Genomic DNA, 18,245 nt, shown 5'->3' on the forward strand with positions numbered 1-18,245 from the left:
TCCTTTATTGGACTGTCAAATTAATATTAGTCAAACCAGCATTAACAAGGTTTGTAGTATCCACTTTTTGACCATTAATCGCAATTTCAACACTGCTAGGTGAACCGACTGTCAGCATAGATGTTGTTGAACCTTCTGCTAAAGTAACAGTATAAGTTTTATCAGTTGCTGTTAGAGTTGTTCCAGATTCTCCATCAGCAGTGTTAGTTGCTGAAACCCAACTTTCTTCATCCCCTGTCAAAGTAAAGGTAACCTCTACTTTTCCATTAGTATTACTTAGGGTGATGTTATTTCCACCATCAGCAAAGTCTGTTGTTATGCTTGTCTGACTTTGTGTCGTTGAATTGGCATTATTTTTAGTATCCTTAGATTTTTTCGTAGAGGTACTTAATTCGGTCTTATTTGAATCAGTTTGCAGCTGATTATAAACCACATATCCAACATAACTGATAATAGCTAAAGCAAGTAAAATTAGCAGAATTAAAGCCCATGGAATTTTCTTTTCGGTTCTTCATCATAATCGTATTTACTAAGTCGAGATGGTATTGTTTCTATTTTTTCACTTACCTCTTCTGATTTAACCTTAAAATCTTCTATTTGTGGACTCTCTTCTGTAATATTTTGAGTAACATCCAAACTATCAATGGCTAACTCTTGAGGTTCTTCAATTGATTTTTCTTCATCTTTCTTCTCTATATTGCTATCTGGAGAAGCAGCTAATTCTGCAGAAGAAGGTAGAATAAGTTCATCGCTCATTTCCTGATTGCGATAACCATGAATAATAGAAACCGGATCTAAGCCAACAACCTGAGCATATTTTTCTAAATACTCATTTGTTTTGCCTTCTGGTAATAATTTAAGTTGATCTAACTCCATTGCCAATATGTAGTGAGGAGCAATTCCGGTTTTATCTACAACATCATCAAAACTCAATTTTTTTTCAATACGGGCATCACGTAGAGTATCACCTATCTTATTCATGTTTACCTTACCTCAGTTCCTTTATCTATACTAATCTTGTTTATTATAACAAATTTTAAATAGATTTTCTGTTTATTTTGGAAATAATGTAAAATCGGTTAGCTGCATTTCCTTTGTTATTTTTTCTCCAAATTCCAATACATCTTTTATTTCTATATTTTGCAAAACAGTAGGAAAATCAAAATAAGTTTCTTCTCCCCATAAATTATCTATAAATTGACTAGAAAGAGCCTCAAGTGAATCTAAACTCCCAATAAAATCACCATATAACTCTTTTTTTACTGTTTGTAAATGTGAGGCAGAAAGATTGGTATCTGTCTTAAACTTCTTAATTGTCTGCCTAATCTTGTTAGACATTGCTATTGGCTCTTTAGTGTCAAGCAAAATGACAACAAATTGATAAGAAGTTGACACTTCAATTTTTAGCTCAAAAGAATCATCAATTTTTCTATCTTCATACCATTGCTGATAGTGCTCTGATGTCCAACCAAACAAAAGAATAAAAAAGAGCTTTAAAAGTAATTTTTCCTTCATCAAAGATTTTTAGTTTTTCTTAATAAAATTAAAGCGAAAACCTACTGCTAATTTTGAAATAGAAATATCCATTTGCATTGAACTCGCTGGAGTTATTGGTAGTAACTTTAAAGGGGAACGTTTAATTTCAAATTTTGGTTTGTTTGGTAACTGCCTTTGAGTAGTAACAATATCTTTATAAACCCTTTTAACATCAAAGTCTCCTGCCACTAAAAGAGTTAAATTTTCAGGTTGATAAAAATAATGAAAAATTTTCCTCTAAGTTATTTTTGTTAATTTATCAATACTATCTTTATTTCCAGTAATATCTTCTGCTAAAGAGGTTTGAGGATAAAGTTTAGATAAAATAACTTGGTAGAGATAATCATCAGAATCATCTTGGTACATATTAAGTTCTTGAGTTATGATTTTCTTTTCTTTTTCAATTGACATATCTGTAAAGTTTATTTGACTGGTAAACTCCTGTAATAAATCTAAATTTTTCTTAATATTATCAGCTGTTGAAAAGTAATAAATTGTTTTATCAAAGGTTGTGTAAGCATTGCTTTCTGCACCTAATTTTGTAAATTCATAAGCAGCATCTTTCTGATTATTCATTTCAAATAACTGATGTTCTAAAAAGTGAGCAATGCCTGCTAAATAAGATTTCTTTTTACCATCAACTGTAAAGTTTGTGTCAAATGAACCAAAGCGACTGCTCATTACAGCAAGAGTTTCCTTAAATGATTCTTTAGGTATCAGAAAAACAGTCATACCATTTTCTAGTTGATTATAGTAAAATTCTTCATTGATGGTTGGAAATTTTCGTCTCTTTAATCTTGTTGCTGCCAAATTACTCTCCTTCTAAAAAATAAATAGATTGTAACTTAATGAGACTAGCTACTTTGACAATATCTTCTTTACTAACATTGTCAATTCTGTCAATCCATTCTTTCAGATCTAAACATTTATCCCCAAAAACACAATGATTATAATGCATTTCAATTCTATTTTTGGGATTGTCCTCAAATAATTGCATATTGTTTATTAACATCTTTTTTGTTTGAAGTAATAAATGACTTGAAAACCGACCTAATTTTAAATCATTGAATTGCTTTGTTATCAACTGAAATATCTGCTGTCTTTTCTTACTGTCAAAACCGGTGTAAACTTGAAGTAAACCCGTGTAAACATCAAAATAACTTCCAATATTATAAGCTAATCTTCTTTTTTCTCGAACTTCAGTAAATAATTTAGAATGAGGAAAAACTCCCAAAAGACCATTAAAAACAAGTAGGGCATAGTAATCACCTTCCCCATAGGCTATAGGAAAATGATAGCCTAGTTGTAAAAGAGACTGTCGGTTTTCTTGCTGTTCAACTTTTTCCTGAACAATCTTCGAATACTCTTGTTGGTAATCAAAGGTCAATGTTTTTTGGCGATCTTCTAAAGGGAATTCTTCAATAGTTTGTAAAACTTGGTATTCATCGAAATCACCCAAAACAAAGATATCGATCTGATCTTCTTTTAACATTTTTTGAAATTCCTGATACGTTGTATAAGAATTTTCAGCGCTTACTAACTCTGCAGTAGCATATTTTGAATATTTTAGCACGTCATCTTTAAAAAAGAGTTTTTGTAACTCTAAGTGACTGTAATAAAAAGAATCTTCCTTGTCAGATTGTAAATATCTCATTAAATTTTCTTTTTCAAGATCAAAACTTTTACTTTGATAATGCTCTACTGAAATGAGAGGTTCAAAAAGTGCCGCTCTTAAGAAATGGATAATTTCTCCTAAGATTGACTTTCCTTCCAAAATAAATTTATCAGATACAAAAGAAATATCTATATCAACAATATGAACCTTTCCTTTTTTTGATATGCAGGTCGAAAACTGAGCGCCATATAAATTGGCCAACTTTTCTCTAAAAATTTGAGATGTTGGATAAATATTATTAGCAGTTGCAAGCATCTGAGCAACTAAAACACGACGAGCAAGCGTTTTACTATCTAATTCACCAGAAAAGCGAAAGGTAATATGATTCGTCTTAAATTGACTTGTTTTAAGTAAGTGTAACTGCACATCTTGGGCTAATTTCATAGATCTTCCTTTAATTGGTTATTCCGTTCAATTATATCATTTTATGCTATAATTATCTTAAGAGAAAGTTGAGGAATTATGGAATATAAACTCTTTAGTGACTACATTACATTACAAGCCCTTTTGAAAAATTTGGGAATCATTCCAAGCGGAGGAGCCATAAAATCTTATTTGGCCAATACAGAAATCTTATTTAATGGTCAACCTGAGACACGTCGTGGTAAAAAACTTCGTCTAGGAGACCAAATTAGCATTCCAAATTTAGATATCTTTATTACTATTATTAAACCTTCTTCAAAAGAAAGGGATAACTACTTAAAAAATCTGGCTGAAAAAGAACGAGTAGCAGCTTTTGTCAAAAAACTCAACAAATTGAAAAAACAACAAAACAAACAGAAAACAAGTACCAAACCTAAAAAAACTATTAAATTTCCTGGCACTTAATTATGTGGATAGAAAAAATTAATTTAAAACATTATCGCAATTATAAAGCTATTGAATCTGAGTTTTCCCCAAGTCTTAATGTTTTTGTGGGACAAAATGCTCAAGGAAAAACCAATTTCCTAGAGGCTATTTATTTTTTATCTCTAACCCGCAGTCATCGAACGCGATCTGACAAAGAACTTATTCAATTTGGTCAAAAAGAATTAAATGTATCTGGCCTTCTTAATCGTGTCAATGGCAAAGTTCCTCTAGAAATCAATTTATCTAATAAGGGCCGAACAACAAAAATAAATTATCTCAAACAACCTAAACTTTCAGACTATATTGGAACAATGACTGTTGTTCTCTTTGCTCCAGAAGATCTACAACTAATAAAGGGCTCCCCAAGTCTTAGAAGAAAGTTCATCGACATTGATTTAGGACAAATCAAGCCTATTTACTTAGCTGATTTATCAAATTACAATCATGTTCTTAAACAACGAAATACCTATTTAAAATCAAAGAAGAAGGTTGATAATGATTTTCTTTTTGTTCTAGATGAACAATTGGTAGATTATGGTAGTAAGGTTATTGAGCATCGCCTTGATTTTATCCAAAATTTAACTAAAGAAGCTGATAAATATCATTTCTCTATTTCAAATCAAGAGGAACATTTAAAAATTTCCTACCTTTCTTCTGTTAAATTTGATCATAAAAAAGATATTCGTGATAATTTTTTAAACCTGCTACAAAAAAATCGGCAGGGTGATATTTTCAAAAAGAACACCAGTGTTGGCCCTCACCGCGATGATTTAGCCTTTTTCATCAATCAAATGAACGCTAGCTTTGGTAGTCAAGGACAACATCGCAGCCTTATTTTATCTTTAAAGCTGGCTGAGATTGAACTCATAAAAACAGTCACTGGGGATTACCCTATTCTCTTGCTAGATGATGTCATGAGTGAACTTGATAATTATAGACAAATCAAACTTTTAGAAGGCATCAAAGATAATGTTCAAACCTTTATAACAACAACTAGCCTTGAACATCTTCAGCAACTTCCTAAGAAACTAAAGTTATTTACTATCAACCACGGAAAAGTACTATCAGAATAATTGTAAAACTACTGACAACGTCCTTTACTCTATAGTAAAAGATGTTGTCAATAAATATGTCCTAATGCTTTTAAATAAGCTATCTCTTAATAAAGATATTGTAAATGTATTCTTGACAGTAAAAAACTAAACAGTTTTGTTTTAGTTTTTTACTTAAAATATCATTGTACAGAATAATTTGGAGCTTCATTAGTTATTTGAACATCGTGAGGGTGGCTTTCAATCAAACCAGCACCTGACATTTCAATAAATTGAGCATTTTCATGAAGCTCTTTAAGATTAGCTGCACCAACATATCCCATACCTGAGCGAATGCCACCAAGCATTTGAAAAACAATATCAGCTGCAGCTCCTTTATAAGCTACACGTCCTTCAATACCTTCTGGAACGAGTTTATTCGCTTCATTAACAGACCCTTGGAAGTATCGATCGCTTGAGCCTTTCTTCATAGCTGCAATTGACCCCATACCACGATAAGTTTTAAATTTACGACCTTGAAAAATTTCTGTTTCACCTGGAGCTTCATCAGTACCAGCGAACATTGAACCAAGCATCACAGCATTTCCACCTGCAGCAAGGGCTTTAACAATATCACCTGAATACTTGATCCCACCATCAGCGATGATCGTTCGTCCATATTCACGCGCAATACTGGCTGCATCATAAATAGCTGTAATTTGAGGAACACCAACACCAGCAACCACACGTGTTGTACAAATTGAACCAGGTCCAATCCCCACCTTAACGACATCAACACCTGCTTCATAAAGGGCTCGCGCTCCTTCAGCAGTCGCAATATTGCCAGCAATCAAGGTACGATCTGGAAAATGGGCTCTAATTTCAGCAATCTTACGAAGTACACCTGCAGAATGTCCATGAGCGGTATCAATAACGATAGCATCTGCTCCAGCTTCAAAGAGAGCTTCAGCACGCTCAAAAGTATCTGATGTAACACCAACCGCACCAGCAACCAGAAGACGACCAAATTCATCTTTTGCTGCATTTGGAAATTCAATAACTTTCTCGATATCTTTGATAGTAATGAGACCAGATAAACGACCTTTTTCATCAATCAAAGGTAATTTTTCAATACGATGCTCATGTAAGATACGTTCAGCTATTTCAAGATCTGTTCCCACAGGAGCTGTGACCAACTTTTCGCTAGTCATATGTTCTGAAATAGGGGTTTCATAGTCAGAAATAAAACGCATATCACGGTTGGTAATAATTCCAATTAACTTACGATTATCAAGGGTCTCAACAACCGGAACACCACTAATACGATAACGCTGCATCAATTCTTCGGCTTCAGACACCTTATGCTCCGGTGTCAAAAAGAAAGGATCAATAATAACACCATTTTCTGAGCGTTTTACTTTTCGAACTTCTTCAGCTTGTTCTTTGATTGACATATTTTTATGAACAACACCAAGACCGCCTGCACGCGCAATAGCAATAGCCATCTTACTATCAGTAACAGTATCCATAGCTGCAGTAATAATTGGAATATTCAATGTCAAATTTTTCGCTAATTTTGTCTGCATACTGACTTCGTTTGGAAGAACATGGCTTTCAGCCGGAATAAGCAATACATCATCAAAAGTATAACCTTTTTTCAAAAATTTGGTGTTCCAATTTGACATTAAAATAATCCTCTTTTCTATACATTTTGCCTACTGGCCTTTTTATTGTTACTATAATAACACGCTAAAATCATTTGTCAATGAATTCTAGAAAATTTCAAAAAAGAAAAAGAACAGAAGTTAATTTAACATTAGTCTTTTGTTCTCTCCTAAATGGTCTATTCTAAAAATAATTAATTCCCATAGCCTTTTTAACTTCATTTAAGGTTTCTGAAGCTGTTTTACGCGCTTTTTCACTACCTTTTTTTAAAATATCTAAAACTTGATCCATATTTTTTTCATACTCCAGACGGCGTCTACGTATTGGTGCTAATTCTCGTTCAAGAATATCTAAAAGATAATGTTTGGTCTTAACATCTCCAAGTCCACCACTTTGATAATGTTCTTTCATAGCTGCAATATCCGTTTGGTCTTCTTTACGTCCAAAAATATCAAGATAGTGAAAAACCATATTTCCTTCAATTTGACCTGGATCTTCAACACGAATATGATTTGGATCTGTGTACATGCTCATCACTTTCTTACGAACAGTATCAGCGTCATCAGAAAGAAAATACCATTACCAAGTGATTTTGACATCTTTGCATTACCATCTAAACCTGGTAAACGACCAGCTGCCTCATTTTTAGGATAAATACCTTCTGGTTCTACTAAACAATCCGTTTTATAAGCATGATTAAAGCTACGCACAATTTCACGTGTTTGTTCAATCATGGGTTTTTGATCATTGCCAACAGGTACATAATTTGCTTTAAAAGCTGTAATATCAGCTGCTTGAGAAATAGGATAAACTAAAAACCCTGTTGGAATAGATTCGCCAAATCCTTTTTGAGCAATTTCAGTTTTAACAGTTGGATTGCGTTCCAAACGAGCCAATGATACTAAATTCATATAATACATGGTCAATTCAGCTAATTCCGGAATTTGACTTTGGATAAAAATAGTGACCCTTTCAGGGTCAAGACCTACTGACAAATAATCAAGGGCAACATTTGCAATAGAATCTTTAATAATTTCTGATTCTTTGGCATGGTCTGTGAGAGCTTGTTGATCTGCTAAAAAAACAAACATTTCATATTTATTTTCATTTTGTAAAAGGACACGATTTTTAAGACTACCAACATAGTGTCCCAAATGTAATTTTCCTGTTGGTCGATCTCCTGTTAAAATAATAGGTTTTGACATATTTGTTCTCTCCTAGAAATACGATTACTTCATTATAACACAATTCTTAACATCAAACAGAACAAACAAAATTAATAAGTTTGAGATAAGCATATATAACTACCTTGCAACCACTTACAAACACCTACATCTTTTGTGGAAAATTACATAAGTACAATCAACTATACTAAGTAGAGTTCTCCTGTTCTCTTTGTCAAACAATACGATAATGTCAACAGTACCAGTACCTCAAAAACATGTCATTTCTAATCAGCTTTTGAAGAACAGACTAATCCTAACTAAGTGGATAATTTTTAACTGAACTTTGAAATAAGAGAGTACTGTTTGAAAAATCAAGGCTTTTCTTGTAAAATGAAATAGTATTAAAAGATGAGGTGGAAAATTGCTAACTGTATCAGATATTTCGCTGCGATTCAGCGATCGTAAACTTTTTGATGATGTCAATATTAAATTTACAGCGGGAAATACTTATGGGTTGATTGGTGCTAATGGTGCTGGAAAATCAACTTTCTTAAAAATCCTATCAGGTGATATTGAACCTACCACAGGCTATGTTTCTCTTGGTCCAGAGGAACGCTTATCTGTTTTACGTCAAAATCATTTTGATTACGAAGAAGAACGCGCTATTGATGTTGTTATTATGGGCAACCAAGAACTCTATAATATCATGAAAGAAAAAGATGCTATTTATATGAAGCCTGATTTTTCAGATGAGGATGGTGTTCGCGCCGCTGAACTTGAAGGTCAGTTTGCGGAATTAAATGGCTGGGAAGCTGAAAGTGAAGCTTCTCAGCTCTTGCAAAATTTGAATATTCCTGAAGAACTTCACTATCAAAACATGAGTGAGCTCACTAACGGTGATAAAGTTAAAGTTTTACTTGCTAAAGCACTTTTTGGTAAACCAGATGTTCTTTTACTAGATGAACCTACCAATGGTTTAGATATCCAATCTATCAATTGGTTAGAGGATTTCTTAATAGACTTTGAAAATACTGTTATTGTAGTCTCTCACGACCGTCATTTTCTCAATAAAGTCTGCACTCATATGGCTGATCTAGATTTTGGAAAAATTAAACTCTATGTGGGTAATTATGATTTTTGGAAAGAATCTTCTGAACTAGCAGCAAAACTTCAAGCTGACCGTAATGCTAAAGCAGAAGAAAAAATCAAAGAATTACAAGAATTTGTTGCCCGTTTTTCAGCCAATGCTTCTAAATCAAAACAAGCAACTTCTCGTAAAAAAATGCTTGATAAAATTGAATTAGAAGAAATTGTACCCTCAAGCCGTAAATATCCCTTTATTAAGTTTAAAGCAGAACGTGAAATTGGAAATGATCTTTTAACAGTAGAAAACCTTTCAGTTAAAATTGATGGTGAAACCATTCTTGACAATATCAGTTTTACTTTAAATTCTGGAGATAAAACTGCTATTATTGGCCAAAATGACATTCAGTCAACAGCTCTCATTCGTGCACTTATGGGAGATATTGACTATGAAGGTACCATTAAATGGGGTGTTACAACAAGTCAATCCTATCTTCCTAAAGACAATACAAATGATTTTGCGAGTGGAGAATCTATTCTTGAATGGCTCCGTCAGTTTGCAAGTAAAGAAGAAGATGATAATACTTTTCTTCGTGGGTTCTTGGGTCGTATGCTTTTTTCTGGTGATGAGGTTAACAAGTCTGTCAGTGTCCTATCAGGTGGCGAAAAAGTGCGCGTGATGTTAGCTAAACTTATGCTCCTCAAATCCAATGTACTGGTACTCGACGATCCAACTAATCACTTAGACTTAGAGTCTATCTCAAGCTTAAATGATGGACTTAAAGATTTCAAAGAATCTATTATTTTTGCTAGTCATGATCATGAATTTATTCAAACATTAGCAAATCATATTTTGGTTATCTCTAAAAATGGTGTCATTGATCGTATTGACGAGACTTATGATGAATTTCTTGAAAATGAAGAAGTTCAGGCTAAAGTAGCACAACTCTGGCAATAAAAAGCGGAAACGCTTTTTATTTTTACATTTTAAAATTGCTATGAAAATTTTTATAAAAAAACACCAACAAAGTATTCTTCACTATAGTCTTAGTTTTCTGTTACCAAGTTTTATAATGTTTCTTGTTCTATTCTCCAAAAATATTTATTGGGGGAGTAGCACAACTATTTTAGCTAGTGATGGTTTTCATCAATATGTGATTTTTGATATTCTTTTTCGTAATATTCTCCATGGAACAGACAGTCTGTTTTACTCTTTTAAGGCTGGTCTTGGTTTTAATGTTTTTGCTCTGACAAGTTATTACTTGGGAAGTTTTTTAACACCTTTTACTTACTTTTTTAATGTAAAAAATATGGCAGATGCTTTTTATCTCTTCACTTTAATCAAATTTGGTCTAATTGGTTTATCTGCTTTTTACAGTCTTGGTCAAATTTATGCTAAAATCTCTAAATTACTCGTTTTGATGCTGTCAACATCTTATGCTTTAATGAGCTTTACTAGCAGTCAGTTAGAATTAAACAATTGGTTAGATATTTTTATCCTGCTACCACTTATTATGCTTGGTTTGCAACATTTAATAGAAAAGAAGGGGATTTTTCTTTATTTTCTAACTCTTACTTGTTTATTTATTCAAAATTACTATTTTGGTTTCATGGCAGCTATTTTCTTAACCTTTTGGTTCTTTACACAAGTATCATGGGATATTAGAAAAAGACTGAAACGATTAAGTGATTTCGTGCTCGTATCCATTTTTGCGACGCTGACAAGTGCTTTCATGCTGCTTCCAACATTTCTTGATTTAAAGAGTCATGGTGAAAAAATAGCAAACCATTTTGATTGCTTATCATCAGACATCTGGTATTTCGATTTTTTTGTTAAAAATCTTCTTGGCAGTTACGATACGACAAAATATGGCTCTATTCCAACGATTTATGCTGGATTACTTCCTTTAGTCTTTGCTATTATCTTTTTCTTTGTTAAATCTATAAAATGGCAGGTTAAAGTAGCTTATTTTCTTTTATTGACTATTATTATTGCAAGTTTTAACTTTCAACCACTTGATTTATTTTGGCAAGGGATGCATTCACCCAATATGTTTTTGCATCGTTATTCTTGGGTTTTCTCCCTAATTATTGTCATAATGTCAGCTGAAACGTTAACTCGAATAAGGGATATAAAATTGAAAAATTTTTATCCAGCCTTTACTTTCTTGGGAGTAGGATTTTTAGCAACTTTTTTATTCAAAGATTATTATGATTATCTGACACATGTTAACTTTATATTAACAACTATCTTTTTAGTTAGTTATTTTATTATTCTTTTTATCTTTTTTAATCGATTAATTTCTTATAAAGTTATTATTTCCTTTACACTTATCTTTACAAGTTTTGAAATAGCTTTAAATACTTTTTATCAAATTGAAGGCATCCAAACTGACTGGAATTTCCCTTCAAAAGATGTTTATGAAGATAGTGTAAAGGAAATTGACAACTATGTTAAGAAAACTAAAAAAGATAACTTAGAATTCTTTCGAACAGAAAAACAAATTCCCCAAACTTACAATGATGGTATGAAATTTAATTATAATAGCATTTCTCAATTCTCATCTGTCAAAAATAACTTATCGGCACAATTATTGAATTCTCTAGGCTACTATTCACAAGGAAATCATTCTACCATTAGTTATCCTAATAATACTATTTTGATGGATAGTCTTTTTTCAATTAAATACAATATTAGTAATCAAAATCCTCATAAATTTGGATTCCATTTAAAACAGAAAAATAATAAATTACAATTTTACAAAAATTCTTACTCTCTTCCTTTAGCTCTTATGTCAAATAAGATTTACAAAGATGTCAATTTTGATTCTTATCCCCTTGATAATCAACAAAAATTTGTTAATGAATTGACAGATCTAAATCTTACACTTTTTAAAGAAATCCCTATTATTTCAAGTGTCGGAATGCAAGTTTTAGACAATCGTGTTACTATTAATGATTCAAAAGGAAATAAAGCAAAAGTTTACTATACTGTAAAGTGTCCTGCAAATAGTCAACTTTATATCAGCCTTCCTAACTTGACAGTTAATAATAAAGACGAAAATGTCTTTATAACAACTAACAAGCAGACAAGTTCTTATATCATGGATGAAAGTTATCATCTTTTTAATTTAGGAAATTATAAAAAAACTCAAACATTAATATTTAAGCTTAGTTTTCCAAAAAATAAAACGGTTAGTTATGATTTACCACATATTTATGCTCTCGATTTAAATGCCTATAAAAAAAGTATAAAACAATTAAAAAGTCAAACTGTTAAAACTACAACTAAGAAAAACAAAATTTTTACTACCTATATTGCCAAAAAGAGAACATCTTTGATTTACACTTTACCATATGATAAAGGTTGGTCTGCTAAACAAAACGGAAAAGCAATTAAAATATCTAAAGCACAAAATGGACTAATGAAAATTGATGTTTCTAAAGGTAGTGGGAAGATTATAATGACTTTTGTACCTCAAGGGCTATATCAAGGAATTCTTCTTACCTGTCTAGGTATCCTTCTCTTTGTATTTTACCAATTTTCTTACAATAAAACTTTTAAAAATTTAATTTAAAATAATTGATCAGAACATAAATAAGACCTCTCATACTTTATAAAACAGTCAATTTTACAAAAAGAGGAAACAATAAAAGTCTTAGAAGTATTGATATATCAGTGTTTCTAGGAGTTTTTTTATCTTGAAAAGAAAAAGATTGAAGAAAAAATCCAATGGATCTTTTCTTCAATCTAAAATCCCATATTATTACGAGATTAGTGTCTTATCACTCCGGCAGTAGGACTCGAACCTACGACATCATGATTAACAGTCATGCGCTACTACCAACTGAGCTATGCCGGAATATATAGTCCGTACGGGATTCGAACCCGTGTTACCGCCGTGAAAAGGCGGTGTCTTAACCCCTTGACCAACGGACCATAAATGTTTCATCAACACTCTTATTATTATAACAAATATCTTTTATTTGTCTAGCTTTTTTTCAAAAAATTATAACTAAAAATGAACATTTGTCAATGATGTGAGACCTAGCTCCCAAAAAAGAAGAAACCTTGATATGATAAGAGTACCACCCACTCATCAAAAAGGAATCTTCTCATGACTAGTATACCACAACCCCTTCGTTATTTGCCACACACCCTTGATACTCGCTACCATGCTGTCAAAACCTATCGTGGTGGCGCTTCTGTTGCTTTCATCTGCCGACGCTATAAGGTCTCTAAAGCTTCCCTTATGAGGTGGAACAAACGATTTGACGGAACCAAAGCCTCTCTTCAAGACAAATCTCACAGACCTCTGACACCCCATCCCAAGGCTCATACAGAACAAGAAATAGCCTGGATAAAAAACTGTATTCGAAGAAACCCCCATGCCACTCTCATTGAAATCTTCTACAAGCTCAAATTAAATAAGGGCTATGACAGGCATCCCTGCTCACTCTTTCGGATCTTGAGAAAACTAGACTTCTTCAAACCTGCTAAAGCAAAGACCAAACCCTATATTCCAAAGCCTTACGATACACCAACAAAACTCGGTATCAAGTGGCAGATGGCTGTCAAATACGTGCCAAAAGACTGCTATACTGGGGCAATGCCTGATAAATTCTACCAATACACCATCATTGACGAGGCCAGTCGAGAACGCTTCATCTTCCCTTTCAAGGAACAATCTTCTCATTCCACCATCCAATTTGTCAAAATGGCCATCCGACACTTTGGCTACAAGCCGAAAATCATACAAACGGACAATGGCTTCGAGTTTACCCATTTCAAGGAAAATAAACACGTTCACCCTCTGGATATTCTCTGTCGTGAACTAAGCATTGAACACAAACTCATCCGACCTAGAACTCCCAGACACAACGGTAAGGTTGAACGAAGCCACAGAAACGACAATAGACGATTCTACCAGCACTTACAATTTTATTCTTATGACGACCTCATCAAACAGATGAAACGCTACCTCTACACTTCAAACAGACTACCCATGCAGACTCTGGGCTGGAAATCTCCTATCGACATGCGAAAAGTCCTATCAGGAGCTAGCTCCTGATAGGCTAGCAAAAAGCTAGTCAGGTTTTATCTTTTTTGGTCTCACATCATTGACAAATGTTCAAAAAGTAACTCAAGGTTCTTTAAAATAGGATTGACAGTCATCTATGAATTTTGTTAGAATAATAGAGTTACGAGGTCTCATAGCTCAGCTGGATAGAGCATTCGCCTTCTAAGCGAACGGTCGCAGGTTCGAATCCTGCTGGGATCAAAAAAGTCTTTTAATCTCATCTAAAAGGCTTCTTCTTTATTTAAAAAATAAATTAAGGCTAACATAGGCAAAAGTAAAAAATATAAACTACTTTTGATTAAATAATGGCACGTAACAGTCGATAATAAAACACCTATCATAAACATAATAATAGCCATAAAAATATAAAAAGCCTGTTTTCTAATCTGCTCATTTTTTTCTACACTGCCCTTAAGAAAAAGATAAGCAGCATTTTTTATATTTCCAGTCATCATAGTATTAGTATAAGGATAACCTCTAACTCTTTTGAAGGTTGCCAGTTGAATAGAAGCGAAAAAGGCTAATCCCGCAATCGTAAAAATAGAGGGTAGAATCGGACTAAAAATAGCTATAACAGATAATAAAATAAATAATACATAAGTACTTGATTTATGCCACCTTAAATTTTTAGGTGTAATCCACTTTCTAAGAAAATAGTAAAAAAATTGTCCTAAAATAAAGAAAATAATCGGAAATAAAAAACTAAAAGCTTCTTTAAAATGACCATCTGCAAATTTCATCATCATATACAGAAGATTTCCGGTTTGCATGCTAGCAAAGCGTCCGCCTTGTGTAATAAATGTATAAGCATCAATAAAACCACTCATAAAAGTTAGAAGCATAGCTACTCTTAAACCTTCAAAATTTTGATAATCTTTTGTCATAATTTCCCCTTTGTTTCACGTGAAACTTTTTATAAGGTATTATTAGTTTCACAAGCAATAAACGATTTATCTCATATTTATGAGTCTTAGTACTTAATCAATGTCGAATCCAATCATCAATTTAGAATATCATAGTAAAGACCAATCAATAGCTCTTTTATAACCTATTGTTAGTCAATTACTAAACGGCGTAATCAAAAATCAGCTTCTTAAAAATCATTTTAACATGATTTTTTTACTTTAGGGTAATTCACAATTAATATCGGCTTTTACAAACTTTTCTAAACCATAATACTAATGCTGTTTAAAAAGTTTGATATATTCAGAATGATCTTTTTTCCTTTATTTATGGTAAGGACTTCCCTCTTGAATCATAAAGGCTCGATAAATTTGTTCTACCAAAACAAGACGCATTAACTGATGAGGAAGAGTTAATAAGCCAAAACTCATTAATATAGAAGCTCTTTTTTTAACTTCCTGTGATAACCCTAAACTCCCTCCAATAACAAAGGTCAAATCAGAATATCCTTTCAACATTGTAGCAGATAAAAGTTGGCTAAATTTCTCAGAAGAAAACTGTTTCCCTTCTATTGCTAAAACAATAACAAACTCACGATTAGAAATCTTATTAAGAATTCGCTGACCCTCTTTTTCAAGAATATGAGTATTTTGAGCTTGACTAGCATTATTTGGAATTTTCTCATCCGGTAATTCTTCCAGTTCGAATTTAGTAAAACGCTTTAGACGTTTACAATATTCAGCAATTCCATCTTTCAGATATTTTTCCTTTAATTTACCAACTGTGATTAATTTGACCTTCATATAATTTATTATAACATCTTTTTTAATATACTTTTCCACAGTTTTTTAAACCATAAATTTTTCTAAAAAGTACTTTTTTGTAAATAGCAATCAACATTTTCTGAAAGTTTTCCACAACTTGTGGATTCTTTCTTTTTTAATTATTTTAAGGTATAATTAAGTCAAATTATTTAGACTAGTCATTATAAATTTTGGAGGCTTTAAAGTGAACAATACGAAATCTCATCCTTTTTTAAAATGGTTTATACCTTTTTTAGTTATTTTTTAACTTTTATTTTAGGAGTTATATCAACACTTACCTTTAATTGGATAACTGGTAACAAATCGTTTTCTAACAATGGAAAAACAACTGTTAGTAATGTCATTTATGATACCAAATCCAACACTACCAAAGCTGTCAAAAATGTCAAAAATACAGTTGTATCTGTCATCAATTATCAAAAAACAGATAATAGTTATTACAATTATGACAGCGGTTCTCAAGAAAAAAATAAATCAGAGGATGGTCTAGGGGTCTACGGTGAAGGTTCTGGCGTTATCTACAAAAAAGATGGTGATAGTGCTTATTTAGTCACAAATAATCATGTCGTTAAAGATGCAGAAAAATTAGAAATCATGATGGCTAATGGTAAAAAAGTTGTGGGTAAATTAGTAGGTTCTGATACTTATTCTGATCTGGCTGTTATTAAAATTTCTTCTAAGTATGTTACGACAGTTGCTGAATTTGCTAATTCAGATAAAATAAAAGTTGGAGAACCAGCAATCGCTATTGGTAGCCCTTTAGGCAGTGATTATGCTAATTCTGTAACAGAAGGAATTGTTTCAAGTCTCAGTCGTACAGTAACTTCACAAAATGAAAATGGCGAAACAATTTCAACTAATGCTATTCAAACAGACGCAGCTATTAACCCTGGTAATTCTGGTGGCGCTTTAATCAATATCAAGGGACAAGTTATTGGTATCAATTCAAGTAAAATTGCATCAAGTAATAACTCAAATAGTGGCGTTGCTGTTGAAGGAATGGGCTTTGCAATTCCTTCAAACGATGTTGTCTCTATTATTAATCAATTAGAAGAAAATGGTGAAGTTGTTAGACCCGCTCTTGGTATTTCAATGGCTAATCTTAGTGAAGCTTCAACAAGTGGAAGAGATACTTTAAAAATACCAAGTGATGTCACAAGTGGTATTGTCGTTCTTTCAACACAAAGTGGTATGCCAGCAGATGGGAAGCTGAAGAAATATGACGTCATTACAGAAATTGATGGAAAGAAAGTAGCTTCTATCAGCGATCTTCAAAGTATTCTTTACAAACACAAAAAAGGAGATAAAATTAAACTCACTTTCTATCGCGAAAAAGATAAACAAACAGTTGAGATCCAATTAACTAAAACAAGTCAAGATTTGAATAACTAAAATTGACAAATATAATAAAATACCTTTACAATATTGTAAAGGTATTTTTTCTTAGATTGGAGTAAATAATGACTGAACAATTAAAACATCTTAATACTAAAGATATTAATCCAAATCCCTATCAACCTAGACTGCAGTTTAAGACAGAAGAACTAGAAGAACTAGCACAATCTATTAAAGAAAATGGCTTAATTCAACCCATTATCGTTCGAAGATCTGATATTTTTGGCTACGATTTAGTTGCAGGGGAAAGGCGTTTAAAAGCAGCAAAATTAGTTGGATTAAGTAAGATTCCTGTTATTATCAAAAAAATTTCTGATGATGACAGTATGAAACAAGCTATTATCGAAAATTTACAACGTTCTGATCTTAATCCCATTGAAGAAGCCAAAGCTTACCAAAATCTCATTAATAGAAATCATATGACTCATGATGATATTGCTAAAGTAATTGGAAAATCAAGACCATATATTACTAACAGTGTCAGATTATTAAATCTTCCTCTACACATCAGCCAAGCTCTTGAAAAGGGATTAATTTCTCAAGGACACGCACGACTTCTTTTAAGTATAGAAAAGCAAGATTTACAAGATAAATGGTTTCAAAAGATTCTAGATGAACATTTAAGTGTACGTCAAATTGAAAAGGCACTTAAAAATCAAACTAAGAAGAAAAAGAAACCTTTAAAAGATATTTTTCTAGTTGAAAAAGAAAAAGAGTTAAGTCAATCATTAGGCTTACCTGTTGTTATTCATTACAATAAAAGACATCAAGGACAACTTAAAATTTCTTTTTCGTCCGAAGAAGACTTTAACAGATTAATGAACAAGTTAAACTAGCTTGTTCATTTTGTTTTTATTCTTAACTGCTTTTCCACAAGAAAAGATGCTATAGAATCTTTTAATTAACAGAATTCATCATCTTTTCCACAACTTGTGGAAAACTGATATCCACATTGTGGACTTATTCTTTTTTACCTGTGGAAAACTTTCACAATTTATGGTAAAATTTTCTTATTACAATCTTGATAGGAGTACACT

General features: G+C 32.3%; 11 protein-coding genes, 3 tRNA genes and 3 pseudogenes. 8 read left to right on the forward strand and 9 right to left on the reverse strand.

Annotated features, from left to right (window positions below; all coding sequences use genetic code 11):
* Positions 1-4 precede the first annotated feature (4 nt).
* From SRT_RS10180 to yfmF, 3 genes and pseudogenes are all read right to left on the reverse strand, one after another.
* Positions 5-981, reverse strand: a pseudogene (locus SRT_RS10180) (helix-turn-helix domain-containing protein).
* Between the two features lie 72 nt (positions 982-1,053).
* Positions 1,054-2,346 (reverse strand): annotated as a pseudogene (gene yfmH, locus SRT_RS10185) (EF-P 5-aminopentanol modification-associated protein YfmH).
* 1 nt (position 2,347) lies between these two features.
* The gene (yfmF, locus tag SRT_RS10190) at positions 2,348-3,595 is read right to left on the reverse strand and encodes an EF-P 5-aminopentanol modification-associated protein YfmF (protein WP_128833983.1); all 1,248 of its coding nucleotides are present in this window, start codon (positions 3,593-3,595) and stop codon (positions 2,348-2,350) included.
* A 78-nt stretch (positions 3,596-3,673) separates the two neighbouring features.
* On the opposite strand from yfmF, the gene yaaA reads away from it, so the two are divergent.
* Complete coding sequence (yaaA, locus tag SRT_RS10195) at positions 3,674-4,039, forward strand: S4 domain-containing protein YaaA (protein WP_128833984.1); 366 nt, start codon at positions 3,674-3,676, stop codon at positions 4,037-4,039.
* A gap of 2 nt (positions 4,040-4,041) precedes the next feature.
* Complete coding sequence (gene recF, locus SRT_RS10200) at positions 4,042-5,133, forward strand: DNA replication/repair protein RecF (protein WP_128833985.1); 1,092 nt, start codon at positions 4,042-4,044, stop codon at positions 5,131-5,133.
* A gap of 161 nt (positions 5,134-5,294) precedes the next feature.
* On the opposite strand, the gene guaB is transcribed toward recF, so the two are convergent.
* Entirely contained in the window at positions 5,295-6,776 is a 1,482-nt protein-coding gene (gene guaB / locus SRT_RS10205) for an IMP dehydrogenase (protein ID WP_128833986.1), read from the reverse strand.
* Positions 6,777-6,939: 163 nt separating this feature from the next.
* A pseudogene (gene trpS / locus SRT_RS10210) lies at positions 6,940-7,961 on the reverse strand (tryptophan--tRNA ligase).
* 382 nt (positions 7,962-8,343) lie between these two features.
* Here trpS and SRT_RS10215 point away from each other — a divergent pair.
* Both SRT_RS10215 and SRT_RS10220 read left to right on the forward strand, forming a co-directional pair.
* Positions 8,344-9,963, forward strand: a complete 1,620-nt coding sequence (locus tag SRT_RS10215; protein ID WP_128833987.1) for an ATP-binding cassette domain-containing protein — start codon at positions 8,344-8,346, stop codon at positions 9,961-9,963.
* A 40-nt stretch (positions 9,964-10,003) separates the two neighbouring features.
* The gene (locus SRT_RS10220) at positions 10,004-12,583 is read left to right on the forward strand and encodes a YfhO family protein (RefSeq protein ID WP_128833988.1); all 2,580 of its coding nucleotides are present in this window, start codon (positions 10,004-10,006) and stop codon (positions 12,581-12,583) included.
* Positions 12,584-12,794: 211 nt separating this feature from the next.
* Here the strand turns inward: SRT_RS10220 and SRT_RS10225 are convergent.
* Together SRT_RS10225 and SRT_RS10230 are read right to left on the reverse strand one after the other, a co-directional pair.
* Positions 12,795-12,868 (reverse strand) — tRNA-Asn (locus SRT_RS10225).
* A gap of 5 nt (positions 12,869-12,873) precedes the next feature.
* A tRNA-Glu gene (locus SRT_RS10230) sits at positions 12,874-12,945 on the reverse strand.
* A 178-nt stretch (positions 12,946-13,123) separates the two neighbouring features.
* Between SRT_RS10230 and SRT_RS10235 the strand changes: the two genes are divergently transcribed.
* Both SRT_RS10235 and SRT_RS10240 read left to right on the forward strand, forming a co-directional pair.
* Complete coding sequence (locus tag SRT_RS10235) at positions 13,124-14,077, forward strand: DDE-type integrase/transposase/recombinase (RefSeq protein WP_128832720.1); 954 nt, start codon at positions 13,124-13,126, stop codon at positions 14,075-14,077.
* A 136-nt stretch (positions 14,078-14,213) separates the two neighbouring features.
* Positions 14,214-14,287: transfer RNA gene (locus SRT_RS10240), tRNA-Arg, on the forward strand.
* Positions 14,288-14,307: 20 nt separating this feature from the next.
* Here the strand turns inward: SRT_RS10240 and SRT_RS10245 are convergent.
* Together SRT_RS10245 and rlmH are read right to left on the reverse strand one after the other, a co-directional pair.
* On the reverse strand, positions 14,308-14,970 hold the full coding sequence (locus SRT_RS10245; RefSeq protein ID WP_128833989.1) for a YoaK family protein: 663 nt from the start codon (positions 14,968-14,970) through the stop codon (positions 14,308-14,310).
* Positions 14,971-15,312: 342 nt separating this feature from the next.
* Positions 15,313-15,792: a 23S rRNA (pseudouridine(1915)-N(3))-methyltransferase RlmH gene (gene rlmH / locus SRT_RS10250; protein WP_128834079.1), complete on the reverse strand. Its 480-nt coding sequence runs from the start codon at positions 15,790-15,792 to the stop codon at positions 15,313-15,315.
* Positions 15,793-16,029: 237 nt separating this feature from the next.
* Between rlmH and SRT_RS10255 the strand changes: the two genes are divergently transcribed.
* Both SRT_RS10255 and SRT_RS10260 read left to right on the forward strand, forming a co-directional pair.
* Positions 16,030-17,205 (forward strand): S1C family serine protease, encoded by a 1,176-nt coding sequence (locus tag SRT_RS10255; RefSeq protein WP_128833990.1) that lies wholly within the window; start codon positions 16,030-16,032, stop codon positions 17,203-17,205.
* A gap of 68 nt (positions 17,206-17,273) precedes the next feature.
* On the forward strand, positions 17,274-18,044 hold the full coding sequence (locus SRT_RS10260) for a ParB/RepB/Spo0J family partition protein (protein ID WP_161940058.1): 771 nt from the start codon (positions 17,274-17,276) through the stop codon (positions 18,042-18,044).
* Positions 18,045-18,245: the final 201 nt, after the last annotated feature.

Origin of the sequence: Streptococcus troglodytae, assembly GCF_002355215.1 — a bacterium.
Taxonomy (GTDB): domain Bacteria; phylum Bacillota; class Bacilli; order Lactobacillales; family Streptococcaceae; genus Streptococcus; species Streptococcus troglodytae.

Coding starts and splice junctions, on each gene's coding strand:
- recF (WP_128833985.1), top strand. CDS start 4,042: ATGTGGATAGAAAAAATTAATTTAAAACATTATCGCAATTATAAAGCT.
- rlmH (WP_128834079.1), bottom strand. CDS start 15,792: ATGAAGGTCAAATTAATCACAGTTGGTAAATTAAAGGAAAAATATCTG.
- guaB (WP_128833986.1), bottom strand. CDS start 6,776: ATGTCAAATTGGAACACCAAATTTTTGAAAAAAGGTTATACTTTTGAT.
- SRT_RS10235 (WP_128832720.1), top strand. CDS start 13,124: ATGACTAGTATACCACAACCCCTTCGTTATTTGCCACACACCCTTGAT.
- SRT_RS10260 (WP_161940058.1), top strand. CDS start 17,274: ATGACTGAACAATTAAAACATCTTAATACTAAAGATATTAATCCAAAT.
- yaaA (WP_128833984.1), top strand. CDS start 3,674: ATGGAATATAAACTCTTTAGTGACTACATTACATTACAAGCCCTTTTG.
- SRT_RS10245 (WP_128833989.1), bottom strand. CDS start 14,970: ATGACAAAAGATTATCAAAATTTTGAAGGTTTAAGAGTAGCTATGCTT.
- yfmF (WP_128833983.1), bottom strand. CDS start 3,595: ATGAAATTAGCCCAAGATGTGCAGTTACACTTACTTAAAACAAGTCAA.
- SRT_RS10220 (WP_128833988.1), top strand. CDS start 10,004: ATGAAAATTTTTATAAAAAAACACCAACAAAGTATTCTTCACTATAGT.
- SRT_RS10255 (WP_128833990.1), top strand. CDS start 16,030: ATGGTTTATACCTTTTTTAGTTATTTTTTAACTTTTATTTTAGGAGTT.